The 23,892-nt window shown below is 64.7% G+C and carries 20 protein-coding genes and 1 tRNA gene; 11 read left to right on the top strand and 10 right to left on the bottom strand.

The window, feature by feature from the left end:
- Positions 1-152: 152 nt before the first annotated feature.
- Positions 153-1,757: a hypothetical protein gene (locus tag QNM97_RS03690; protein ID WP_283821637.1), complete on the top strand. Its 1,605-nt coding sequence runs from the start codon at positions 153-155 to the stop codon at positions 1,755-1,757.
- A 22-nt stretch (positions 1,758-1,779) separates the two neighbouring features.
- Here QNM97_RS03690 and QNM97_RS03685 read toward each other — a convergent pair whose 3' ends face one another.
- Positions 1,780-3,822, bottom strand: a complete 2,043-nt coding sequence (locus QNM97_RS03685; protein ID WP_283821636.1) for a hypothetical protein — start codon at positions 3,820-3,822, stop codon at positions 1,780-1,782.
- Between the two features lie 47 nt (positions 3,823-3,869).
- Here QNM97_RS03685 and QNM97_RS03680 point away from each other — a divergent pair, with 47 nt between their 5' ends.
- Together QNM97_RS03680 and pgi are read left to right on the top strand one after the other, a co-directional pair.
- Positions 3,870-4,238, top strand: coding sequence for a chorismate mutase (locus QNM97_RS03680; protein ID WP_283821635.1), 369 nt, complete (start codon positions 3,870-3,872; stop codon positions 4,236-4,238).
- A gap of 62 nt (positions 4,239-4,300) precedes the next feature.
- Positions 4,301-5,974 (top strand): glucose-6-phosphate isomerase, encoded by a 1,674-nt coding sequence (gene pgi / locus QNM97_RS03675; RefSeq protein WP_283821634.1) that lies wholly within the window; start codon positions 4,301-4,303, stop codon positions 5,972-5,974.
- Between the two features lie 21 nt (positions 5,975-5,995).
- On the opposite strand, the gene QNM97_RS03670 is transcribed toward pgi, so the two are convergent.
- Positions 5,996-6,529, bottom strand: coding sequence for a hypothetical protein (locus QNM97_RS03670; protein ID WP_283821633.1), 534 nt, complete (start codon positions 6,527-6,529; stop codon positions 5,996-5,998).
- Positions 6,530-6,547: 18 nt separating this feature from the next.
- Here QNM97_RS03670 and QNM97_RS03665 point away from each other — a divergent pair, with 18 nt between their 5' ends.
- Complete coding sequence (locus tag QNM97_RS03665; RefSeq protein WP_283821632.1) at positions 6,548-7,288, top strand: hypothetical protein; 741 nt, start codon at positions 6,548-6,550, stop codon at positions 7,286-7,288.
- A 7-nt stretch (positions 7,289-7,295) separates the two neighbouring features.
- On the opposite strand, the gene QNM97_RS03660 is transcribed toward QNM97_RS03665, so the two are convergent.
- From QNM97_RS03660 to QNM97_RS03650, 3 genes are read right to left on the bottom strand one after another with little or no spacing between them, the layout of a single operon-like run.
- On the bottom strand, positions 7,296-8,039 hold the full coding sequence (locus tag QNM97_RS03660; protein ID WP_283821631.1) for an SDR family oxidoreductase: 744 nt from the start codon (positions 8,037-8,039) through the stop codon (positions 7,296-7,298).
- A 26-nt stretch (positions 8,040-8,065) separates the two neighbouring features.
- Positions 8,066-8,881, bottom strand: a complete 816-nt coding sequence (locus QNM97_RS03655) for a N5-glutamine methyltransferase family protein (protein ID WP_283821630.1) — start codon at positions 8,879-8,881, stop codon at positions 8,066-8,068.
- Positions 8,878-9,777: an Fpg/Nei family DNA glycosylase gene (locus QNM97_RS03650; protein WP_283821629.1), complete on the bottom strand. Its 900-nt coding sequence runs from the start codon at positions 9,775-9,777 to the stop codon at positions 8,878-8,880. Before QNM97_RS03650 ends, QNM97_RS03655 begins: the two co-directional genes overlap by 4 nt.
- 25 nt (positions 9,778-9,802) lie before the next feature.
- Between QNM97_RS03650 and QNM97_RS03645 the strand changes: the two genes are divergently transcribed.
- Positions 9,803-10,546, top strand: a complete 744-nt coding sequence (locus QNM97_RS03645) for a 3'(2'),5'-bisphosphate nucleotidase CysQ (protein ID WP_283821628.1) — start codon at positions 9,803-9,805, stop codon at positions 10,544-10,546.
- A 1-nt stretch (position 10,547) separates the two neighbouring features.
- On the opposite strand, the gene cobF is transcribed toward QNM97_RS03645, so the two are convergent.
- The 3 genes from cobF to QNM97_RS03630 all read right to left on the bottom strand — a co-directional run bounded on the left by cobF (position 10,548) and on the right by QNM97_RS03630 (position 12,287).
- Positions 10,548-11,330 (bottom strand): precorrin-6A synthase (deacetylating), encoded by a 783-nt coding sequence (cobF, locus tag QNM97_RS03640; protein ID WP_283823091.1) that lies wholly within the window; start codon positions 11,328-11,330, stop codon positions 10,548-10,550.
- 5 nt (positions 11,331-11,335) lie between these two features.
- Positions 11,336-12,079: an SDR family NAD(P)-dependent oxidoreductase gene (locus QNM97_RS03635; protein ID WP_283823090.1), complete on the bottom strand. Its 744-nt coding sequence runs from the start codon at positions 12,077-12,079 to the stop codon at positions 11,336-11,338.
- Positions 12,080-12,214: 135 nt separating this feature from the next.
- Positions 12,215-12,287: transfer RNA gene (locus tag QNM97_RS03630), tRNA-Arg, on the bottom strand.
- Positions 12,288-13,060: 773 nt separating this feature from the next.
- Between QNM97_RS03630 and QNM97_RS03625 the strand changes: the two genes are divergently transcribed.
- Positions 13,061-14,083, top strand: a complete 1,023-nt coding sequence (locus tag QNM97_RS03625) for a transposase (RefSeq protein WP_283821627.1) — start codon at positions 13,061-13,063, stop codon at positions 14,081-14,083.
- 6 nt (positions 14,084-14,089) lie between these two features.
- Positions 14,090-14,497: a transposase gene (locus QNM97_RS03620; RefSeq protein WP_349632359.1), complete on the top strand. Its 408-nt coding sequence runs from the start codon at positions 14,090-14,092 to the stop codon at positions 14,495-14,497.
- A gap of 226 nt (positions 14,498-14,723) precedes the next feature.
- Here QNM97_RS03620 and QNM97_RS26595 read toward each other — a convergent pair whose 3' ends face one another.
- The gene (locus tag QNM97_RS26595) at positions 14,724-15,770 is read right to left on the bottom strand and encodes a DNA methyltransferase (protein ID WP_502875044.1); all 1,047 of its coding nucleotides are present in this window, start codon (positions 15,768-15,770) and stop codon (positions 14,724-14,726) included.
- Positions 15,771-16,172: 402 nt separating this feature from the next.
- Between QNM97_RS26595 and QNM97_RS03615 the strand changes: the two genes are divergently transcribed.
- Positions 16,173-17,426 (top strand): GmrSD restriction endonuclease domain-containing protein, encoded by a 1,254-nt coding sequence (locus QNM97_RS03615; protein ID WP_349632358.1) that lies wholly within the window; start codon positions 16,173-16,175, stop codon positions 17,424-17,426.
- 12 nt (positions 17,427-17,438) lie between these two features.
- Positions 17,439-18,479 carry a HEPN domain-containing protein gene (locus QNM97_RS03610; protein ID WP_283821626.1) on the top strand — a complete coding sequence of 347 codons (1,041 nt, stop codon included), beginning with the start codon at positions 17,439-17,441 and terminating at the stop codon, positions 18,477-18,479.
- Between the two features lie 539 nt (positions 18,480-19,018).
- Here the strand turns inward: QNM97_RS03610 and nicT are convergent.
- Positions 19,019-20,170 carry a Nickel transporter NicT gene (gene nicT / locus QNM97_RS03605; RefSeq protein ID WP_283821625.1) on the bottom strand — a complete coding sequence of 384 codons (1,152 nt, stop codon included), beginning with the start codon at positions 20,168-20,170 and terminating at the stop codon, positions 19,019-19,021.
- 263 nt (positions 20,171-20,433) lie between these two features.
- Between nicT and QNM97_RS03600 the strand changes: the two genes are divergently transcribed.
- Both QNM97_RS03600 and QNM97_RS03595 read left to right on the top strand, forming a co-directional pair.
- Entirely contained in the window at positions 20,434-22,131 is a 1,698-nt protein-coding gene (locus QNM97_RS03600) for a GMC family oxidoreductase (RefSeq protein ID WP_283821624.1), read from the top strand.
- A gap of 217 nt (positions 22,132-22,348) precedes the next feature.
- On the top strand, positions 22,349-23,638 hold the full coding sequence (locus QNM97_RS03595; protein ID WP_283821623.1) for an HNH endonuclease: 1,290 nt from the start codon (positions 22,349-22,351) through the stop codon (positions 23,636-23,638).
- The last annotated feature ends 254 nt before the right edge of the window (positions 23,639-23,892 follow it).

The following is a 23,892-nucleotide window of genomic DNA, read 5'->3' as shown; positions in this document are numbered from 1 at the left end:
GTGGTGCGACCGGTGCTCAGCGATGTGTCATTCATTCGTCCCATGCGGTCTCCCGAAGCCGGCCCGGTGCTGTCTAGTGTTGACATCATTCGGCCGAAAACGGACATCGCCGCGATCTCACGCCCGATGCCCCTTGCCCCGGGAAGCGAGCGATGAAGAACACCTCGAAGGTCATTGCGCTGGTACTGACCAGTGTCGGGGCGGTGGCGGTGATCATCGCGCTGATCCTGTCGTTCATCCCGTGGAGCAACTCCGGATCGGCCGAGCCGACCGCCGCGTTCCGGGCACAGAACAACCTGGACCAGACCGCTTTTCAGTACGGCAGCAGTCCGGGCGCCAAGTACAAGGGGACGTTGACGCGCAAGTACAGCGACGGCGTCACCCTCACCGTCGAGTTCTCCGACCTGCAGGTGGCGCTGTCGGGCAACGTCAGTGGTTCGATCACCGTCGACGGTCAGCAGGGCGACTACACCCAGATCGGCAACTACTACTTCACCAAGGCCCCCGCCTCCTTCTGGAAGGCGGTCCTGGGCGGCACCGCCCCGGACAACGTCGACATGTCGCCGGTCGACAACAAGTGGGCCAGCGCGGAGTGGAGCCTGCCGAACCTCGGGTATGCGTTGTCGCCGATCGTGCTGGCCGGACGGCTGGGCAACAACGACCTCGTCAATCCGCCGACGCTGGGCGCCCAACTGCCCTCACCCAACAAGGACACCCCCGACGCCCGCTACTGGCCGACCTCGGATCCGGCGATCACCTCGCTGGCCGACAACAAGGTCAAGGCCGGTGACTGGGAGATCACCTTCGCCACCGACACCAAGGCGATCAGTCATCTCAAGGGGCAGTACAAGGATGGTGACGTCACCACCACCATCGACACCGACGTCACCCCGCTGTCCTTCGATCAGGTCTCACCGATCTTCGCCCAGCAGAAGGGTCTCACCAGCGATCTCGGGTCGGTGCCGGTTCCCGGCATGACGATCGACGACCTTCCGGGCGGGCAGCTCGACCAGGTCGGCTGGAAGCAGACCGGCGACTGCTCGAATGTGGCGTGCGGCTATGACCTCACCGTCAACGGCACGCCGCGGCGCGGTTCCGACAACAAGCCCGGACACGTGAACTATGGCCTGACGGTCAACTTCATCGTCAACGGCCAGCCGGCCGGGGCCGTCGGCGGCACCTGCACCCCGGTGATCCGGGTCGACTTCGACAAGACCGCCACCACTCGTTGCACCGCAACCAATCTCGGTTCCGGAGGCGGTTCGATCCGACCCAACGTGACCTTCTCCTACCTCCCGTTCATCGACTACGGCGCCGATACCCTCAGTGACTACCTCGACGACAACACGCAGGCCACGCAGCGTCAGTTCACCATGGTGCGCACCGGGACCAAGCAGCCCGCAGCGGCGACCTACGCCTCCGAACACACCGGCCTGCCGAGCAGTTATGCCGTCAAGCGCGGCGACTATCTGTTCGACGGCTACGGCCCGGCCGGTGCCTACCTGGTGACCTTCGCACCCGGTTACGCCGCGCATGTCACCAATGGCACCTTCGACCCGAGTTGGGCGGGCACGGCCACCCTGCGCGATCAGATGAGCAAGCAGGTGCAGGCCATCGGCGACGACGGCCGCATCGCGTACTACGTGGCCGAGCAGTCGACCAGTGACGCGCTCACCGCTCTGGTGGCCCAGGCCGGATACTCGAGCAAGATCTCGGTGTACTACGACGCGCCGGAGTCGTCCGACACGAGCGGCTGAGACGTCACCGGCGCGGCGACGCTCACTGGCCCAGCAGCCGGGCGTCGACCACCTCACCGACCCGTCCGTCACCGGTGTGCAGCGCCAGACCCCGGGTGAGCGGGCGGATTCGGAGCTCGGTGCCGTGACCGTCGAGTTGCACGTAGACCACATGCAGTCCGGCCTGCAGCGCAACGCGAACGGCTGGTCCGCCGTCGAGGGACATCTCCACGTCGCCTGCGGTGTTGGCGCAGTAGCCGAGCGCGATGGTCCACCGCCAGTTGATCAGCGGGCCGTCGAGCCGCAGTGACGTCGGTCCGGTGAGTTCCGGTCGCGCGCATGTCCCGCGTCCGGCCGCGATGGTCCGTCGCGGGGTCACCGCACCGGGTGTGAGGTTGCCCGCGTTGTCGAGGATGAAGAGCCGGTCGGTGGTGTCGCCGAACGGCGAACGGTCGGTGACGCGGCCGAAGGTGGCACTGATCTGGTTGTACGGGTAGGCCACCGGCAGCAGGACCTCGAGCGGTAGCGCCTGATCGAACATCGTGTGGTCCCGGTTGTCGGCGAGCGCACGCTTGGCGTTGGCCAGATAGGCGCCGGTCGGGTCGTCGGTCCAGGACGACTGGTACGACGCGGTCGAGATCAACGACGACGCGAACGCCAACACCGCGGCCACTGCGGCCAGGACGCCGACTGCCGTACCCACCGTCCGACCGCGGCCCACCGTCTCATCGGGCTCGGGAGCGGCATGGCGCCCACCCGACGGTCCGACCGAGTCCACCGAACGCCGGGGCGCGGCGAGGAGCAGGGCGAGCGCGGCGGTGAGCACGACCGCCGAATCGGGCAGATACCGCAGGGTCTGGGCGAGTTCGAGTGCGGTGTTGGCCGATGAGCGATTCCACATCACCGGTATCTGCGCGAGGACGACATACAGCGCGGCGCAGACCAGTACCGCCACCGCACCGATCCGGGTACGGACGGCCCAGATCACCACGGCGGCCGCCACCAGCCAGCCGAGTACGACCATCCACACCGCGGAGAAACCCATCGGCGGGCTCGGCACCCAGCGTTCCCAGTCCCACGGGCCGCCGACGAGAGACGGGATGACGCCGCGGTTGATCGACCGCCACACGAGTTGCGCGGTCTGCGACACCGAATGCTGCCCGGCGGTCGCGTCCGACACCGAGAAGAACAGCAGCGCCCACGCCACGAAGATCACCAACAGCGGTGCCCACAGCCGACGGGCGTGAACGAATGCCGTTCCCAGCGGTCCCATCTGGACGGCGGGGGTGTCGGCAGCGGCAGATGTATCGGCATCGGCAACGGCCGCCGACCGGGACCCTGTGCGGCTCACCAGACCTGTGCGGCTGACCAGAACCGCGGCGACGAATGCCACCGGCAGGATGAACAGCGACTTCTCGAAGAAGGCGAGCGACAGCACGAAGATCACCGACGAGCGCAGGACGATCAGCCGCGTGCGCCGGCAGTCGGCGCCACCGCGCGCGAGCAGCACCGCGTCGGCGACGATCCAGGCCATCGCCGCCTGCATGGGCAGCGTGTTGAGGCCGGCGGCCCACCACAAGAACGACGACACCGTCAGCGGGGTGAAGAGGTAGAAGGCCAACGCGCCGACCGCGGCGATCTCGACGGCAGCGCTGCGTGACCGGCCCTCCCCGGGGTCGGTCAGCACCCGGATCATCCGCCACACGCACACCGAGGCGAGTCCCTGCAGCACCACGAGAGTGATCGCCGGCGCCAACCAGTTCAGCGGCGCGAGCACCGTGGAGATCCCGGCGATGAGGAACGCCGCGGGCATGAAATGACCGTCGTGGCTGTGGCCGAGGTAGTCCCACGACCAGATCGACATGGTCGAGGCCCGGCCGACGAGGATGAGGTCGTCCCAGTAGAAGTTGCCGGTGGCCACCAGCCATCCGCGGACTATCAGTTGCGCGACGATCAGGGTGATCACGACCGGTACGACCATCTGCGCCACCCGGCTCGCCGCGGCGCTCGCGGATCCGGCGGACCGGGTCGGACCGGTGTCGTCGGGATCTCGGGAGGGGTCGATGCTTGCCCGGGGTCTCGGCATGGCCACCAGTGTCCACGGCACGGTGTCTGCGTGGCAAAATCGACACGGTGACCGACCCCAGCGACTCGTCGACCAGCCCGGACAACACCACACCCGCACGCACGGGCGGCGCGTCCTTCGCCGATTCGATCGATCTCTCCTCCTACGAACTGGAACACGATGTGTCGGGCCTGCCCGACGACATCGAGGTGTTGCGACACGAGATCGACCGCCTCGACGCGATCATCCTCGCCGCGGTGAAGCGCCGGTCGGCGGTGTCGAAGAAGGTCGGAGCCGCCCGCATGGCCTCGGGCGGACCGCGCCTGGTGCACAGCCGCGAGGTCAAGGTGCTCGACCGGTTCGCCGAACTCGGTCAGGAGGGTCATACGCTCGCGATGCTGTTGCTGCGTCTGGGTCGGGGCCCGCTCGGCCGCTGACGGTGTGCGCCGGTGCCGGTTGCGCCGGTGCATACGGGCCGCCCACCACATAGGGTGGTCGTATGAGTGACCTCGATGACAACGAGCACGACATCACCGGCACGCAATCGTGGCAGGCGCTCTCGGCGCATCAGGATCACGTTCATTCGATGCACCTGCGGGAGGTCTTCGCGGCCGACCCCGATCGGGGCCGCGAACTGACCGTCGACGTCGGTGATCTGCACATCGATTACTCCAAGCATCGCGTCCTGCGCGAGACGTTGGAACTGCTGTTCAGCCTGGCCCGGGAGGCCGGTCTCGAGGACAAGCGCGACGCGATGTTCGCCGGTGTCCACATCAACACCTCCGAGGATCGCGCCGTCCTACACACGGCACTGCGCCTGCCTGCCGACGCCGAGCTGGTCGTCGACGGCCAGGACGTGGTGGCCGACGTCCACGAGGTGCTCGACGCGATGGGCGCCTTCACCGACAAGCTCCGCAGCGGAGAGTGGAAGGGGCACACCGGAAAAGCGATCACCGACGTCGTCAACATCGGCATCGGCGGCTCCGATCTGGGACCGGTGATGGTCTATCAGGCGTTGCGCCACTACGTCGATTCGCCCATTCGCTGCCATTTCGTCTCCAACGTCGATCCCGCCGACCTCGTGGCCACTCTCGCCGACCTCGACGCCGAGACCACGCTGTTCATCGTGGCGTCCAAGACCTTCGGCACGCTGGAGACGCTCACCAACGCCGCCGCCGCCAAGCGGTGGCTGCTCGCCGGCCTCGGCGCTGCCGACGACGCCGTCGCGAAACACTTTGTGGCCGTGAGCACCAACGCCGACAAGGTCTCGGCGTTCGGCATCGACACGGTCAACATGTTCGGCTTCTGGGACTGGGTCGGCGGCCGGTATTCGGTGGATTCGGCGATCGGCCTGTCGGTGATGGCGGCCATCGGCAAGGACCGTTTCGGCGAGTTCCTGCACGGCTTCCACCTCGTCGACGAACACTTCCGCACCGCACCGCTCGAGCGCAACGCGCCGGTCATCCTGGGCTTGATCGGGCTGTGGTACTCCAACTTCTGGGATGCCCAATCACGGGTGGTACTCCCCTATTCCAACGACATGGCGCGGTTCGCGGCCTATCTGCAGCAGCTGACCATGGAGTCCAACGGCAAGTCGGTCACCGCGCACGGCCATCACGTCACCACCGACACCGGCGAGGTCTTCTGGGGGGAGCCCGGCACCAACGGACAGCACGCGTTCTATCAACTGCTGCATCAGGGCACGCGGATGATCCCGGCCGACTTCATCGGATTCGCCGAGCCCACAGACGATCTCACCACCGCCGACGGCACCGGGTCGATGCACGACCTGCTGATGAGCAACTACTTCGCGCAGACCAAGGTGCTGGCATTCGGCAAGACCGCCGACGAGATCGCCGACGAGGGCGTGGACCCACATGTGGTGCCGCACAAGGTGATGCCCGGCAACCGGCCGTCGACGTCGATCCTCGCGCCCGAACTCACCCCGTCGGTCATCGGCCAGCTGATCGCGCTCTACGAACACCAGGTCTTCGTCGAGGGCACCGTCTGGGGTATCAATCCCTTCGACCAGTGGGGCGTCGAACTCGGCAAGACCCAGGCGATGGAGTTGCTGGGATCGATCACCGACTCGCAACCGCCTGCGGCACTGGGCGATTCGTCGACCGACGAGTTGGTGCGGTGGTATCGGTCGCGGCGCGGCCGGCAGGCCTGAGCGTCCCCGGATGGCGCGCGCTCACTCCCACCGGGTGGCGTCGAACACCTCGTCCGGGATGTCGTCGCCGGGTGCCAGACCGAGATGCTCGATGCGGCCCATCAACGCTGCGCAGCTGGCGATGTGGGAGACCAGCGACAGCGGTTCGACGGCGCGCTCGGCGGGGTCACCACCGATGAACTCCGGCAGCGACGGCGGCACGCAGTCGCCGACGGCGATGCCGTCGACCCCGGTCGCCGCGCGCCATGCGTCGAAGCTCTCGGCGTCGACCGCCTCGGCGATGTCACCGTCGGCGACGGCGGCCATGACCTCGTCGAGGGTGGCCAGTGGCCCGGAGCTGCCGCTGGACGCGTCGAAGCCCATGACGGTCGAGGCGTCGATCTCGTCGTCGTCGGCCAGGGTGAAGTACACGATGCCGCGCCAATCGGCGCCGATCGTCGCGATGTCGTTCCGCCCGAACACATCGCGGAGCAGTTCGTCGACGGGTTCGGCGTCCCCGGTTCCGAGGACCTGGAAGGCACCATGGGCGACCGCTTGACTGTGGTGAATCGACACATCGGTTACCTTACGCAGGTGAGTACGTCACCGTCGTCGCGCGCGCCGCGATCCGCCAAGCGCCTGCCACGAGCCCTGATCCGGCCCCGACGAGCCCGCAGTTCGATGCCCATGCGCGTATCCGGTGCGCTCCTCGCGGCTGCCGCGGTCGGCTCGGCACTCACCGCCTGTTCGTCGTCGACGCCGTCGTCGGCGCCCGGCACCTCGTCGTTCCCGACCTCGGTCGCGGTGTCGGTCCCGCCCGGCGCCCCGGCGCGGACGCCGCCGGGCACCGCGCTGCGCTTCGGCGATTCGGCGGTGCTGCCCGCCGACGCGTTCCGCCCGTCCGGCCCGACCGCGATGTACACGGTCACCGGCATCACACCCGGTGAGGGAGTTCCCGATTCGGCGACACAGGGCGGTACGGCATTCTTCGTCTATGTGACGGTGACGTCGCTGGCCGCGCACTCGTCTGCCGCACCGACGGTCGTGGGGCTGGCGGGCAGCGTGGACGGCCGGACTCCGGCTCTGACGCTGCCGCCGCCGGTGGCCCTCAAGGCGTGCGGCAATCCGTCGCCGCCGGAGCAGATGAAGCGCGGCGACTCCTACGCCACCTGCCTGGTGGCCTACGCCGACGCCGGGCACAAACTCACCAGCGTCATCTATTGGGCCGAGACGACCACCGCCGACGGCTTCGACTTCAAGGCCTCGCCGGTCGTGTGGGGCACCCCGACCCCGGCCTCGTCGACCGCCCCGGCCTCGACCACCGCAGCGGGCTGAGACCGGATCAGATCAGTCGACGCGTGATCGATGCCGGGAGTAGTCGTAGTGCCGCGGCGATCGGCACCCACGGCCAGGCGGGCACCGGCGCCGAGGCTTTCTCGGCCTCGATGGCCGCGACCATGGCACGCACCCCGGTGTCGGTGTCGGTCATGAGTGCGGTCTTCACGCCGCGGTTGATGTCGGTCTCGATGTAGCCGGGCAGCACGATCGACACCGTGATCGGCGAGTGCGCGAACTCGGCCTGCAACCCCTGTCCGATCGCGGTCAACCCGGCCTTGGACGCCGAGTACGCCGTCTGCGCCTTGGGTAGCCCGCGGACGGCGCTCATCGAGCTGATCAGCACGAGATGGCCGTGATCCTGGGCGCGGAAGATCTCCAGTGCCGCCTCGATCTGGGCGAGCGCTCCGATCAGGTTGGTCTGCACGGTCTCGATGTTGGCGTGCATCTTGCCGGTGCCCAGCGGTGCACCCTTACCGAGCCCGGCATTGACGATGACGCGATCGAGGCCGCCGAGCTCGTCGCGCAGAGCCCCGAACACGACGGGAACGGTGTCGACGTCGGTGACGTCGAGGGCCGCGGTCGCGACCGTGCCTGCGTGGGGCCGCAGTTCGGCGGCGAGGGCATCGAGGCGGTCGAGGCGTCGTGCGGCCAACGCCAGTGAGCGGCCCATGCCGGCGAATTCGCGGGCCATGCCCTCGCCGAGTCCCGAGCTCGCGCCGGTGATCAGGATCTTGTCGCGGTGCGTCACATCCGCCAACTTACCCGAGGGTCAGATCAACCGGGCATCGTCAGCGCCAGCACCACGGTGCGGGAGTCGTCGGTGGCGAAGGTGACGGGGCGGGCAAAGAGAACCTGGCGGGCGAGAGCCGCCGTTGGGAAACGGTCGTCCGGGTCAGTGACCATCTGCGCCTGCTCCTCGTTCATCTCGATCGCCAGCACACCGCCGGAGGCCAGCCATCCGGGTGCCTGCGCGATGAGGGTGCGGATGTGGTCGAGTCCGTCGGCGCCCGCCAGCAGTGCCCGGCGGGGTTCGTGGTCGGCGGCCTCGTGCGGCAACAACGCGAGCGCCGCGTCTGGTACGTACGGTGGAACGGCCGCGATCACGTCCACCCGTCCGCGCAGCGCTGCGGGCAGTCCGGCCAGACCCGAGCCGCGCAGCACTCCGGCATCGGCTCCGAGGTTACGCCGGGCGCATCGCAGCGCGACGTCGTCGATGTCGGTGGCGTACACGCGCGCCGTCGGCATCCAGGCGCCCACGGTGGCCGCCAGTGGTGCTGCGCCGCAATAGGGTTCGACCATCACCGGGCGCTGCCGGGACGCGGCGGCGCCGACGGCAACGGCGGCGAGCAGTTCCGAGCGTCGGCGCGGCACGAAGACCCCGGACCCGACCGCAAGGCGCCGACCCGCGAACTCCACCCAGCCGACGAGGTGCTCGATCGGTTCACCGGCCACCCGGCGTGCCACGAACCGGCTCAGATCCGCGTCGTCGGCGGCGGCCTCGCGCAGGATCGTCGCCTCCTCCTCGGCGAACACGCACCCGGCCGCCCGCAGTTGCGCGACCACACCGTCTTCGGACAGTTCTTGCCTCACTTGAGGAGTCGCGACATCCGGCGGTCGGCGAGGACCTTGCTACCCGTCTGGCAGGTCGGGCAGTACTGGAAGGATCGGTCGCTGAAGGCGACCTCACGGATCGTGTCCCCGCACACCGGGCACGGCAGACCGGTACGGGCGTGCACCTTGAGTCCGGTTCGCTTCTCCGACTTGAGCTTTGCGACGCCCTGGCCCTCGAGACGCCCGATCGCGTCGGTCAGCACGTCGCGCATCGCCTCGTAGAGGGTGTCGATCTGTTCGCCGGTCAGGGTTTTCGCGGTGGCGAACGGCGAGAGCTTCGCGGTGTGCAGGATCTCGTCGGAGTAGGCGTTACCGATCCCGGCGAGCACCCGCTGATCAGTGAGCACGTTCTTGATGCGCGCGCCGGTGCCGGCGAGGATGTCGGCGAACTCGTCGCGATCGAGCGCGAGGACGTCGGGCCCCAATGTCGCGATGCGCTCGACCTCGGTGATGTCGCGGACGATCCACACCGCCAACCGCTTCTGCGTTCCGGCCTCCGTCACGTCGAAGCCCTCGCCGCCGGTGGCGCTGGGAATCCCGCAGTGCACCCGCAGCGCGATCGGGCTCTTGCCGCCGGGTCGAAGGGGTTTGGGTGAGAGGTCCTCGCTCCATCGCAGCCAGCCCGCCCGGGACAGGTGGATGACCAGATTGATGACCGGTTCGGGATCGGCCTCGGAACCGGGGATGGTGCGGATGATGAGGTACTTGCCGACTCTGCCGACGGAGTCGACGAGCCGCCCGGTCAGGGCCGTGTACGGGGGGTCGGCGGTTTTGAGCACCGACAACGATGCGATGTCCACCCGCCGGATCGGGAGTCCGGCGGCACGTCCGTCCACGAAATCGGCGATCGCGGCAACCTCGGGCAGTTCGGGCATGACACCAGTGTGCTCTAGTGAACAGATGAGTTCCGGTATTTCCGACGCCGAGCTGGCCACACGCATCGCGGTCGGGGCCGGGGAGATCCTGCTCGGGGTGCGCTCCGGCGACCTGTTGGGCGGCCGGTTGCTCGGCGATGCCGGTGACGCACTCGCCCAGGCGTGGATCGGCACCGTCCTGCGCAGGCACCGGCCGCGGGACGCGGTGTTGAGCGAGGAGGCCACCGACGTCGGCGACCGCGCTGTGGCACAGCGGGTCTGGATCATCGATCCGCTCGACGGCACCAGCGAGTTCGCCGCGGGCAGCGATCAGTGGGCGGTGCACGTCGCACTCACCGACAACGGTGCGGTCACCGACGCCGCCGTCGCCTTGCCGGCGATGGGTGAGGTCTTTCGCACCGACACCGTCGACGCCGTTCCCGCCGACGCGTCGGGCCGGATCGCGACCTCGCGATGGGGCACGAGTTACGAGGTGGCCGCGGTGGCGCGGCGGCTCGGGCTACGCCCGGTGCCGATCGGTTCGGCGGGCGCCAAGGCGATGGCGGTGGTGCGCGGTGACGCCGACGCCTACGTCCATTCCGGAGGGCAGTACGAGTGGGACAACGCGGCACCGGTCGGTGTGGCGCTCGCCGCGGGGCTGCACTGCAGCCGGCTCGACGGCACGCCGATCGTATACAACCAGCCGCAGCCGTACATGCCCGACTTCGTGATCTGCCGGCCCGAACTCGCCGAGGACATCCTCGACGTGGTCGGCGAGGTGTGGTGGTGACCTATCCGGGGGCGTCCCCCGGCGCCTGTCGCGCCGTGCGGAGCAGGTAGATGTCCATGATCCAGCCGATTCGGGCGCGAGCGGCCGCACGCGCCTCGACGATCTCGTCGGTGACGTCGCCGACCCGGCCGCTGATGAGGATCTCGTCGGGCGTGCCGAGGTAGGCGCCCCACCAGATCTCGTCGTCGGCGGCCGCGGTGTGGCGGAAACCGAGATCGGCGTCGAGCATGACGATCTGGTTGGCGTCGGCACCCGGAGGGGTGTCGGCGAGGCGACGCCCGGTGGTGATGTGGATGGGTTCGCCCACCCGGTTGGCGACGATCCCGTGTGCGGCGGTGAGCGCCGACGCGCTGGTGACGCCCGGGATCACCTCCACAGACACCTGTAGGTCGTCGCGCGCGGCGAGGTCGTCGACGATGCGCAGGGTGGAGTCGTAGAGTGCGGGGTCACCCCAGACGAGAAATGCCGCCACCCCGTCGTCGGGGACGTCGGCGAGGATCGCCCGGGCGAGGAGTTCCGCACGCGCGGCGTGCCAGCGGCGGACCTCGGCGTCGTAGTCGGCGGGACGTCTGTCGCGGGGCGGATCGGGAATCTCGACGAGCGAATAACCCTGCGGTGCATGGTGTTCAAGGATGTCGCGACGAGCCTGCAGCAGGCCGTCCTTGGCGTCGCCCTTCTCGAGCGCGAGGAAGACGTCGACGCCAGCCATGGCGTCGATGGCCTGCAGCGTGATCTGCCGCGGATCTCCCGGTCCGATACCGATGACGCGGATGGTGACCTGCACGGCGCTCAACTCTTGACCCGCGGCAGCCCGTGTTTGCGCGCGGTGACATCGAGGATGATCTGACGCGGCACCAGCCGCCGCAGCGCGAAGACGATGGCCGCGTTGTTTCCCTTGGCGTAGAACGGTTTCGGATGCTCGGCGAGCGCGGCCTCGACGATGACCCGCGCCATCGTCGGCGCGTCGATTCCTGCGTCCTCGTTACGTCGGGTGGCGGCGGCGAGGGTCTCGTACTCGGCCGCATACGGCGATCCGTCATCGATGTGGATGCTGCGCCGGCCCCCGATACCGGTGGCGATGGTCCCCGGCTCGACGCTGATCATCCGGATTCCGTAGGGCGCCACCTCTCGTCGGGTCGCCAGCGCGAAGGCCTTGAGCGCCGACTTGGTCGCCGCATAGTTCGAGCGGAACGCGACGGGGAAGCTCGACAGCATCGACCCGACCATGATCACCGTGCCGTGGCGCCGTTGCCGCATACCCGGCAGGACCGCCTTGGTCAGGGCGACGGGCCCGAACACGTTGACGCGGAACAGATCCTCGATGGCACTCATCGGGGTGTCCTCGAGCGCACCGGCCTGCGACTCACCAGCGTTGTTGACGAGGATGTCGACGTCACCGACCGCTGCGGCACAGGCATCCGCCGAGGCGTAGTCGGCGTTGTCCAGGCGCACGTAGGTGACACCGGGAATCGGGTCGGAGACCTTGTCGGGATGACGGCTGGTGCCGTAGACGCGGTGCCCGAGCGCCGCCATCTGCCGTGCCACCTCGGCGCCGATTCCGCTGGTCGCGCCGGTGACGAGAACTGTCTGAGGTTTCCGCGAGTCCACGATGCTCACCGTAGCGCAGCGCCTCGATGACCAGGTCACCCGTCGACGCGGCGCGAACGGTGCCCCAGGCAGGATTCGAACCTGCGACCCTTCCTTTAGGAGAGGAATGCTCTATCCCCTGAGCTACTGAGGCGGGAACTGGGTGAAGTGATGGAGGAATGCATTGACTAGGCCGCCAGCACTTTGTCCAGTCCTGCGCAAGCCGCGCTCACGGCGTCGTCGGCCTGCGATACTCGAGTCTACGTCAGGAGTTTCCGGGCGTGTGTCACGGCATCGCCTCCCAATAGCCGTATGGGCGGGATCTGTCGCCGACCGAGGTGTCTATGGGTATTCCACGCTGTAGCGCCGAGTCATGCCGCTTCGGTGGCCTGGTGTCAGCTCTGCTGTCCGACCAGAGGAAGTCCGCGAAGGCGGGGCGACCGAGTGCGGGCCAAGCATGACGAGCAACTGTGCGCGGCGGTTTGGAAGATCGAGACCCGATGGGCAGCGTCCGCTCAATGAGGTCGTTCGCCGACTCGATGTCTTCGCGTCGCACGCCGGAAGGGATCGTTGGGCGCTTCGGATTCGACTCGCTCTCGTCCTTGGTGGGTTGCCTCAGGCGCTCGATCTCGCACTAGCCAGAGGGTTGTTCGGCGTGAATCTTCACCGCCAGGTGAAGCCCAAAGCACGGCTCGATGCTCTAAACGTCGGCCTTTCACCGTGATTTCGTGTCGTGAATGAAGAATGGCGCCCTCACCTGGGATGATTGAACTTGCGAAGGTAGCAATCAGAGCAGACCGAGGAGCACCATTCAGGTGAGTAGGTCTACGTCGTGCTACCCTTCGTTGTCTATAGATGGCTCCGGAACCGGAGTGGTGTCGCACGCCGAGGCGACGGTACTGCTGCGGGGCGGCCGAGAAAAGCGGTGTGAGCAGCCGATTGTCGACGGCCCTGGCACCGTGGCGCAAACCCTTGGCCACCCACGATCCGGGCAAGATCCTGCTCGACCTCGCCGTCGCGGTCGCCCTGGGCGGGGACTGTCTGGCTGACATAAACCAGGTCCGTGCCGACCCGGCGGTGTTCGGGCCGGTCGCCTCGGACCCGACGGTCTCGCGGTTGATCTCGACGCTGGCCGCCGATGCACCCGCAGCCTTGTCGGCGATCAACACCGCCCGCGCTCAGGCGTGGACCTCCGCCGGAACAGCAGCCCCCAACCACGACCGCGATGCGCGGCATCCATTGATCATCGACCTCGACGCCACCCTTGTGACTGCACACTCCGATAAAGAGCAGGCGACGCCAAACTGGAAGAAAGGCTTAGGGTTTCACCCGTTGTGTGGGTTCGCCGATCACCAAGCCGCCGGAACCGGGGAACCACTGGCCATCGCGTTGCGGCCCGGGAATGCCGGGTCGAACACCGCCGCCGATCACATCAGTATGGTCGAGTCCGCGTTGGCCCAGATACCCGGCGTCGACGGTTTTCGGGTCGGGAAAGCCGTGTTGATCCGTAACCGATTCGGCCGGCGGCACCCACGAATTCCTCAACTATCTGACCAGGCGGCGGCTGGCCTACTCGGTGGGGTTCGGACTGACCGAGGTCATCGCCGAAATCATCGACCGACTGCAACCGGAGGCGTGGACCCCGGCCTCCAATGCCAACGGCAACGAACACGACGGGGCGTGGGTCGCGGAGCTGACGAGCATGCTGGACCTTCCAGGCTGGCCCGAGGGGATGTGAATCATCGTGCGGAAAGAGAAACCGCATCCGGGAGCGCAGTTGCGGTTCACCGACTCGACTGGATGCGGCTGACCGCATTCGCCACCAATACCGTTCGTGGCCAGCTGGCTGAGCTGGAGTTGCGGCATCGCCGGCGGGCCCGCTGCGAGGACCGCATCCGCACCTCCAAAGACTGCGGACTGACGAACCTTCCGCTGCACGGGTTTGATTAGAACCGCATTTGGTGCGCCATCGTCGCCTCGGCCTGTGAGCTGATCGCCTGGACCCAGATCCTCGCCTTCGACACCACCCCCGCACGACGCTGGGAACCCAAACAGCTACGACTACAACTGTTTTCGATCGCCGGCAGGCTGACCCGCCACTCGAGACGGACCCGACTCAAACTCGCCGCCACCGCACCCCACCTCCAGTTGCTCCTCGACGGACTCGCCCGACTCGCAGCACTTCCCGACCCCGGCCGTCCTGGACCATCGACTGAAAGGAAAACGCTACCTCGGGGCCGTGAACCCCGACGCCCACCGACGCTCGGCCACACACTCACGGCCTCGGTCCGGAATCCGGTCCTCAGACCACCAACCCGGACGGACTCACACGGCGGGCGTCACCCCGCGAAACATCGAGGCTAACACAAATCGGTGTGGCCGGTCTGACGACGGCGTGCGCTAACCTTCAGCTAGCCCGCATCAGGCGTCAATAGTCTTCTCTGGACTCCTCAGCGCCTAGATGCGGCAGCAGCGGACCACCGCCGTCCACAACCCTCCGCTTGACACCGACAATACATCGACGCCGTAGTTCCACACATATTGGCACCCGTCGACGCTCGATCGCGCTCGATCGGTCGCCTGTTGTCAGTCAGGCGAGAATTGCAAGAAGGTCGACCTCGTCGGCGTGCGGACCTGCCCCCCTCATGTGGAGAGCCTGTCGACCTCGTCCACTCGGCACACCCGAATCACTAATCTTGGTCACCTTCCACCGCCCAGAAATCTCCAGTGCTGAGCGAAGTATTGTCTCAGGAGAGAGTGAAGTCTTCACACTCGGCAAAGCCCCAAACCTGACTGCTAACCGAGCGCGAGAATTACACCTATCCGCGGCCGCTGAAAAGACCCCAGCCAAGTCGGCCGTAAAGACTTCGACACCAGTGTGGCGAAGCTGATTCTCGCAGCTATAGTCAACCGTCTCAGAACCGCCCACGAACCATGATCGTAACCATTGATCAGGCATGTAGGTATACATCCTATAATACGGCGGACTCGTGATAACCCAATCAAATCGCTGCTTGACAGCAGGCAGCAACTGCTGTGAATCTCCGCACAGAACAAGACCCCCATGCACCGAAGGAACATCTGCGAGCGTATAACGAACTCGCCTAGTCACAGCGTCAAAGACTCCCACCTCCCGAGGCCTCATATCACGTCTTTGCCAGAAACGGACAGCCGATGAGGGCTTCGTTGCATAAGTTCTAGGCATCTGATTAGAAAGGTACGTCGGCATGCCTTTGGTCAATGGACCATGCAGTATTCCCAACACGATTGCACGAAGCACCGTCGCCGGGTCATCGGAGCTGTCACGCTTGGCCAGCTGTTCGCGCAGCTTGCAAATATCGTGCAGAGTTGATGGCTCGTACGCCCAATCCCAAAATTCCCCTTCAGGAATCTGGGTTGGCTCGAATGAGCCTTTAAGAAGATCGGAGGCAAGCGAAAGCACCTCGTCACGATCTGCTCGTGCTACCTTTGCAGCCGCAATCGCGGCAGCAACCGGACTGGCGTCGATTCCAACCGAATTGAGGCCTCGAAGACGGGCTGCAAACATTGTCGTGCCTCGCCCGCAAAATGGGTCCAAGACCCATTGTCCCCTTGTTGCCCTTGCAAGGCGTTGGAGCGGAAATTCGAGAGGGAACATTGTGAAATACGGGCACGCCGTGTTCAGTCGTTGATGCAGCGGGGGAACTGTCACACTACGAACACTGGAAGACTTGACGACCACCAATCAACCGTACCATCTAGTCAGCGAAGCAGCAGCAAGTCAATCCACTCTCGGTGCGTCTCTCAAATCTATCATCGATCGAGATCACCGTGCGAACGAACCTACCGAAATGCGCGTTACGCCGCCCATGGCCTCGACCGCCAGCCCCATACCCACCAGTTTAAACGCGACTGCTGCCCTAACAGACGACTCTACCGAACCTCGCCAGTGCGATCCGACTACGTGTAAACTATCCTCCCACCGCTACTGCGGCAGATCCTAGCGAGAGAGCAACGTGGCATGTCCCGTAAAATAACGTCCCCTGTGAGGCCGCAACTCCTGCCGGGCGAACTAATTGAAGACCTCTCAATTTCTAAACCAAACCCTCAAACCGACGCGGAGCTAAACAAGCGGTACTCGCAGGAAGGCGTCCGTATTGTTACTGAGCAGGCCCGGTACCCACTTAACCAGATTCTGTCGATGTTCACAGATACGTACGAGGACGAGACGGGAAATCGCATACCGAAGTACAAGCGAGATCCCGAGTACCAACGCCGACATCGATGGGACGAAGGCCGAAAATCTCGGCTAATAGAGTCATTCTTAATGAATGTCCCGGTTCCACCGGTGTTCCTCTATGAATATGCCCTGGCTAGGTTTGAAGTTATGGATGGAAGACAGCGACTAACGGCACTAATGGAATTTTACTCGGACGGATTCCCCCTATCCGAACTCCAGCACTGGCCTGAACTCCACGGACGCACATACTCAACCCTTCCCGCACTGATTCGCGACGGAATCGACAGACGATATCTGTCCTCAATCATTTTGCTCAATGAAACCGGTGACATCGAGAACGGCGCACCGCTCAAGAAACTAGTATTCGAGCGCCTGAACTCCGGCGGTGTACGCCTCAGTGGACAAGAAACGCGCAATGCCGTTTACGACGGACCACTGAACGAACTCTGCCTGGAACTCTCCAGCGTCCCCGCGATGAGGGCTGTACTCGGCACACCAGCAGAACAGGATGACAAGTTTTCCGATGACGACACAAGAGAGAACAACGAATCATCAGAATTGGAGACATCCACTAGCGGCGATATCAGCGTCACCAATCAGGGGCGTGTCATGTTCGAGAAGATGGAAGACGTCGAGATGGTTCTGCGATTCTTTGCGCTTCGACATCTCGACAAGTTTAGCCAAGGTTTGAATCGCATATCAGACTTTCTCGACGAGTTTCTTAACAAGGCTAATCGATTCCCCGAGGCGACAATTAAGGGCTATCGCGATCTTTTTTTATCTAATATCAATTTTTGGTACGAGATTAACGGCCCAACGGCTTTCCAAGTACCCAATAGCAACCGACACTTCAGCAAGATTGCATACGATGCCCTCATGTATGCGAGTTCGACCCTCAGTGAGGATCAGCGGGCCAGCCTTCTGAGGTCCCCTGAGAGGCTGCGGGCAGCAATAGCGGAGATGCACAGTGCACACAAACTCGCGTTTGGCGGGCGCCAAACGAATACGAATCAGGCAAGAGATAGAAACCGGATTGCCGTCGAAACTCTACGTTCGACACTACAAGAACGGTAAGGCAAACCGTCAATGCTACCCGTTTACTACGAGCTTGATGAGGATCTCAAACTCATTCGCCGCTATCTGGACGGAATTACCGACGTCCAGACCCTCGACCATCGAAGGTTCTCGTATATTGCATGCATTTCCTCTTTGTATGCAACGTTCGAGAGGTTTATCGAACAGCTCCTGTTCAACTTCTCAACCGCCCTTCTGCAGTACAGCGACAAGCTCGAAGAAGTCCAAATAAGCAGATTACAAGACCGATATACAAGGCATGCCGCACATCTACTTGGCCAACAGTTGGGGAGCGGACGATTCCGAGATCTAACGCGGAATGATGTTGCAACTAGTCTAGCATCTTGCCTTGGCAAACGAGGAAATGCCTACCAGCTGCGAAAAGAGGTAATATCGCACCACTCCGCAAACGTACGATGGCCCACTATCAAAGAGATGTTTAACTGGGCGATACCCGACCTTACAGCAAGAGTCGCTTGTGCCGACGCGGTCGCTGCGTGGTCAACTGCTGGCGCCAAAGTTTCTGAGAGCAGCTTGACAGCGGAGCTTGAGGACCTAGTCGAGCGACGGAACGACCTCGCACACAACGGCATCCCAATCGAAATCCTCTCTCGCGACGAATTGCTGGAGAAGGTCGAGTACATTGAGGCTATCTCTCTGGGACTAGTCGCCACTCTGAGCGCACAGATTCTCGATGCGTCATCTCGACACGGTGATAGCATTCCCATCGGAACCGTCACGCGGCGATACATCAACAATCGCGTGGCATTGGTAGACCTGACCTGCAGGATCGAGTGCGGAGATTTCGTGTGGACGCCCGTAAGCGCTTCCACTGCACGTTGGGGTCAAGTGATCGAGCTACGCGTAGGTGAGAACCGCTCGGAGGCGGCGGAGCCCGGCGAATCTGCGTCCCTTCACCTTGATTTCGCAGTACCGAAGAAGGCAATGCTGTACGTATGGAGCACGCCGAATGAGGATTTGGTTTCCCCACCAGACAAAATATTTGGCCGAATGGGTCGCGGGTCGGCCAGTGGAAATGAGTCCACAGGCTGACGCTGTCGACCTCGCCCTGACACACCCTGCAACAAGATTGAAGTCCTCAGGTTCTATGCACGTTCGTCCGGGTGGCGCGCACTTTCCGGTGGTTTTTTCTGAAATTGGTTAGTTGACGACTCGCCTTTGAGGATGTCCTCGCGATCTTGATCCAGACAAATGGGGCTACGGTTGTTCCAGACCGTAGTAGATTGTCGGAGGTCGTTTACGCTGTTCAGATCTCAGCGGATCGCTTGTCGATCGATTGTCGCTAACCACCTCGACGACGCTGAGCCACAATCTCGAGGTTTGTGTGGAATGCGCCTGGAAGCGGGGAAAATCGTCGATGCCACTCGTCGCAGATACGTTACCGCTATGCTTGATCGCGATTCTCGGCCCCTCCCGCCATTTCCCTCCCTACGGGCGACGGGACTTCCGCCTATCCCCTGAGCTACTGAGGCGGGCGGCGACACCCAGACGCAGCGGTCGACGCCACGGGAAGTCTACGTCAGCGCTCGTGGGGCGACGCACCGAACCTCACCGGACCCGCTGCACCGCGACTACTCGACGCGCTCGGCCACGGTCGCCGGCGCCAGCGCCCACCGCTGCTCGATTCGCCCGACGCGCCAGATGACCACGGCGACGAGCCAGGTGACGATGAACAGACCGACGATGGCGTAGCCGACGATGTTCAGGTCGATCCCGGAGACGTCGTCCCAGAACGGGCCGCTCCAGCCGAACTCGTCGGCCAGAAGTCCGAGGATCTCGATGGTGCCGATGACGAAGGCGACCACGACCGACAGTCCGGTGATGGTGAGGTTGTAGTAGACCTTGCGCACGGGGTTGGCGAAGGCCCAACCGTAGGCGAAGTTCATGAACGTGCCGTCGATGCTGTCGAACAGGCTCATACCCGCGGCGAAGAGGACCGGCAGGCACAGGATCGCGTACCAGGGCAGTCCGGCGGCGGCGCTACTGCCGGCGAGGACGAGCAGGGCGACCTCTGTCGCGGTGTCGAAGCCCAGCCCGAACAGGACCCCGATCGGGTACATCTGCCACGGCTTGGTCACCGACTTCATGAAGCGACCGAGGATGCGGTTCATGAAACCCCGGTTGTTCAAGTGCTTTTCGAGTTCGTCCTCGGAGTAGTCGCCCTGACGCATCGCGCGGAAGACCTTGACGATCCCGAACAGGATCACGATGTTGATCGCGGCGATGAGGTAGAGGAAGCCGCCGGAGACCGTGGTGCCGATGAGACCCGTGTAGTGGTGCAGCGCCGACGAGTCGTCCTCGACCGGCCCCGCGAGTGCCCGCACACCGAAAGACAGCAACAACGCCAGCCCGAAGACGATTGTGGAGTGCCCCAACGAGAACCAGAATCCGACGGTCATCGGCCGCTGTCCGTCGCCGAGGAGTTTGCGGGTGGTGTTGTCGATCGCCGAAATGTGGTCGGCGTCGAAGGCGTGACGCATCCCCAGGGTGTAGGCGGTCAGCCCGACGCCGAGGCCCAGGGTCTTCTGCCCGACGCTGAAGTCGTGCGGTGCCACGAAGACGATCAGGGTCACCCATCCGATGATGTGCAGGGCCGCCACGACGGCGACCATGCCGCCGATACTGGCCCATTCCGCCGGGGTCAGCGACCGGCGGAGCTGAGCGAGTCGACCACCGAACGTCGGACGTCCGGTTTGTCCTTGTTGAGCGAATTGCGTTGCCATGCAGCCGAACTCCTCATCAGATGATCTGTTCATCTCAACAGATGAATTGCCCGGACGTGAGCGTTTCGGGCGAGCGAGATCCGACTGTTCTCCACAGATCCCCTGCGCCGCAAGAGCGAATCGCGCACTTCGGACACAGTAGGGCCACCACACCAGGCCACCACCTACCCGACCGGACAGCCTCGATGTCGCACTTGTCCGGTTCAGGTCGGGCTTACAAGCAGTCTGGACTGTTTCTATGATTGTCGTTAGCATCACATCCCATGACGCCTCCCGACGCACCCGCGCACGACCCCGAACGCTTCGACGTCCTCGTCGTCGGCTCGGGTTTCGGCGGCTCGGTCGCCGCACTCCGACTCACCGAGAAGGGCTATCGCGTCGGCGTCCTCGAGGCCGGACGCCGATTCGCCGACCACGAGTTGCCCACGACCAGTTGGCGACTCCGGGACTACGTCTGGGCGCCGGCATTGGGCCTGTTCGGCGTGCAGCGCATCCATCCGCTCCGCGACGTGCTGGTCATGGCCGGCGCAGGCGTCGGCGGCGGATCGCTCAACTACGCGAACACGCTCTACCGCCCGCCCGCGGCCTTCTTCGACGATCCGCACTGGAGCGCGATCACCGACTGGGCTGCCGAGCTCGACCCCTTCTACGACCAGGCCTCCCGCATGCTCGGCGTGACGAGCTTCCCGGGTGTCACCCCCGCCGACCGCGTGATGCGGTCGGTCGCCCACGAGATGGGAGTCGTCGACACCGTCGTCGCGGCCCCGGTCGGGGTGTTCTTCGGGACGCCCGGCGTCACGGTCGCCGACCCCTACTTCGGCGGAGCCGGACCACAACGCACCGGATGCACACAGTGCGGCGCGTGCATGACCGGATGTCGTGTCGGCGCGAAGAACACCCTGGTCAAGAACTACCTGTACCTCGCCGAACAGGCCGGCGCGCAGATCATCCCGATGACGATGGTCGATGGCCTCCACCAGCGCGGCGGCAGCTATGAGGTCAGCACCCACCGCACCGGCGCTCCATGGAGAGGACGCCGGACGCTGTATGCCGACCAGGTCGTGATGGCCGCCGGTACCTACGGCACCAACAAACTACTGCTCGATATGGCACGCTCACGCCGACTGCCGAACCTGTCGCCCCGCCTCGGGACGGTGGTGCGCACCAACTCCGAGGCCGTCCTCGCCGCGACGGCCCACACCACCGACGTCGACTACACCGAGGGTGTCGCCATCACGTCGTCGTTTCATCCCAACGATCACACCCACATCGAGCCGGTCCGATACGGCAAGGGCAGCAACCTGATCGGACTCCTGCAGGCCGTTCTCGTCGACGGCGGCGGACGCATGCCACGGCTGCTGCGCGCGGTTCTGACCATGCTCGCGCACCCGATCACCGCCGCCCGCTCGATGTCGGTGCACCGCTGGTCGGAGCGGACCATCATCGCGCTGGTGATGCAGACCGTCGACAACTCGATCGAATTACACGCGCGGAGAGGACGATTCGGCCCGATCCTCCGGAGCCGACCGGGCGGTGGAGATCCGCCCCCACGATGGATTCCCGAGGGACACACGGCCGTCCGGGCCGCGGCGCGCCGCATCGACGGCGATCCGGGTGGGTCGATCCTCGACCTCGTCGACATCCCGATGACCGCCCACTTCCTCGGCGGCTGCGCCATCGGGGACGATCCCGACGACGGCGTCGTCGACGCCTATCACCGCGCGTTCGGTCATCCGGGACTGCACATCGTGGACGGATCCACGGTCTCGGCGAACCTCGGCGTGAACCCGTCGCTCACCATCACCGCCCAGGCCGAACGCGCCATGGCGTTCTGGCCCAACGCCGGAGAGGCCGACCCGCGACCGCCGCTCGGCGCACCGTATCGCCGGATCACCGCTGTGGCACCGCAGCATCCCACTGTTCCCGACCACGCGCCCGGCGCGCTTCGGCTGTACGCGTAGCGAGAGGCAACAAGCGTCCCAACCATATCGGCAACTCAGGTCACGGAACCCGCACCTCTACCACACCCCACCGACAGAAAACTGCCGCCGACCCGCCACTGAAACCCGTTGTCCACAAGCATCTTCCCCTCCCCAGAAATATCGAACATCCTTGCCGTCATTCATATGTTCGAGTACGATGGAGGCATCATACCGATCAGCCACCGGGGAGGGGCCCATGATCGACACCACCGCAACTCTTGACATCAAAGACGTTGACGCCGAAGCACTCTTCGCCGACATCGTCAGCCGACTCAGCGACCTGCAATGGAATCCGGAGATGACCGGATCACAAGCCTTCGGTGCGATGAAACAAGTCCTGCTACTGCGGAACCTGGTTGATCACCACGCCACCACCCTCACCGGTGAAATGGACCGGCTGGGCGTCGCCGATCACAAGACCACCCGACTTCGAGAACTGTTGATCAGCATGGGTTTCGCACCCGCCATCGCTTCACGGTATGTGCGGGTCGCCGCCACCACCGACATTGATCTGTTGTTGGCGCACGCCGCCGACGGGTCCATCTCCTCCGAACACACCGATGCCATTGTGCGTGGGTTGGCGCACATCGACACCCGCTCCCCCGAATCCCTCGACACTGTCCAACGCTGCGAATACCTGCGGAAACTGCTGTCGCACTACTTCGCCGGATTCACCCCCGCCGAGATCAACCTCTACGCGCGGCAGTTGGGTAACGAGTTGGCGGCCGAAACACCGGGTGGGTTACCAGCGGCGGAGGACAAGTCGATCAACTCCTACAGCGACCGCATCACCGACGACGGACGGTTGGAAATCTCGGCGAACCTCGACATCATCGCCGGCGAGAAAACCCGCACCTTGATGGAAACCTTGTCGGCGCCCAAGCCCCAGCCCGACGGATCCCCCGATCCTCGGACACCCGAACAGATCTGCGCTGCCGCGTTCGAAACGATCGTGGAGTTGGCGGCACAAGGCCTGGCGGACACCACGTTCTCGGCGAAACCGACGAACGGTCTGTTGTGGACGTGGTCGGCGGACAACCCGGCACTCGGTGGGGATCTGCAGAATATGGGTGCCATCACCGAAGCCACCGCGAAACTGCTGTCGTGCGACACCACCATCACCAAAATCATTCTCAACACCGAGGGCGTGCCCCTCGACGTCGGACACAAAGAGCGCTTCTTCACCCCCGGACAACGCAAAGCGTTGTTGGTGCGTGATCGTGGGTGTATCAAGTGCGGTGCACACGCCGGACGCTGCCAAGCACACCATGTGCACCATTGGGCCGATGGCGGTCCCACCGACCTCGACAACGGCTGCCTACTCTGCAGCAGTTGTCACGACGATGTGCACCACCACGGGTGGGACATCATCATCGGCTTCGACCGGCACCCCTGGCTGATCCCACCCGCCAGCGTCGATCCGCAACGACGACCGATACCGTCGTATCACCGACGCACCATGCGACTCGACGACGTGGCAGCCTGATTCCCGCACCCGGCCTGGCTGGAGCGCATCTGATCTTTGAGAACTCCATAGAGAAATCCCACCCGATGGTCGAGGTGTCGTGCCCGTGGCCCGGAAGCCTTTCGGCGCAAGGGGTCTCGAGGCTCGTCGCTGGCGCTCCTCGGCACCTCGACCATCGGAAGGGGAGGGTCGCCGGTGTGGTCGGCCACCGGGTGGGATGGGCCACCGGGTGGGAAGGGCGTCAGCAGGCGGGGAAAGACGCGAGCATCCTTCGG

It is taken from the genome of Gordonia sp. L191 (assembly GCF_030077625.1).
Taxonomy (GTDB): Bacteria; Actinomycetota; Actinomycetes; order Mycobacteriales; family Mycobacteriaceae; genus Gordonia; species Gordonia polyisoprenivorans_A.
The sequence above is the reverse complement of the archived record's forward strand: the minus strand, read 5'-3'. Positions and strand labels throughout refer to the sequence as shown.